Origin of the sequence: Ferruginibacter sp. HRS2-29, assembly GCF_024343615.1 — a bacterium.
Lineage (GTDB): Bacteria > Bacteroidota > Bacteroidia > Chitinophagales > Chitinophagaceae > Ferruginibacter.
Genome location: NZ_RJUB01000113.1, coordinates 1 through 501, shown reverse-complemented (window position 1 = coordinate 501; position 501 = coordinate 1). Strand labels below are relative to the sequence as shown.

General features: G+C 53.1%; 1 protein-coding gene. It reads left to right on the top strand.

Features of this window, described 5'->3' with window-relative positions:
- On the top strand, positions 1–501 hold a 501-nt coding region (locus tag EGI32_RS11450; RefSeq protein WP_255155492.1), incomplete at both ends, for a hypothetical protein.

The following is a 501-nucleotide window of genomic DNA, read 5'->3' as shown; positions in this document are numbered from 1 at the left end:
CTATACCTACAGCATCGACGGTACAAACTACCAGGCCAGCCCGGTATTTCCCAACCTTACCCCTAATTCTTATAATGTTACGGTACGAAACCTTACCACCGGGTGTACTTCTACGGCTACCGTAGTGGTAGTGGCCCCTCCGGCTGCGCAGACCGCGCCAACGGCTTCGGTTACGGTGCAGGCTACCTGTGCTGCTGGTGGAACCATCACGGTCTCCTCGCCGCTGGGCGCCAATTATACTTATAGTGTAAACGGAACTACCTATCAGGCCAGCCCTGTGTTTCCGGGGCTTGCACCTAACTCTTACAATGTTACCGTAAGGGATCTTACTACCGGCTGTACTTCCAATGCAACTGTAGTAGTGGTGAGCAATCCATCTACACTTGCACCGCCTGCAGCAACTTCTACGCAACCTACCTGCGTAGCCGGTGGGGCCATTACAGTAACATCGCCGATCGGGGCCAATTATACTTATAGCATCAACGGAACTACTTACCAGGC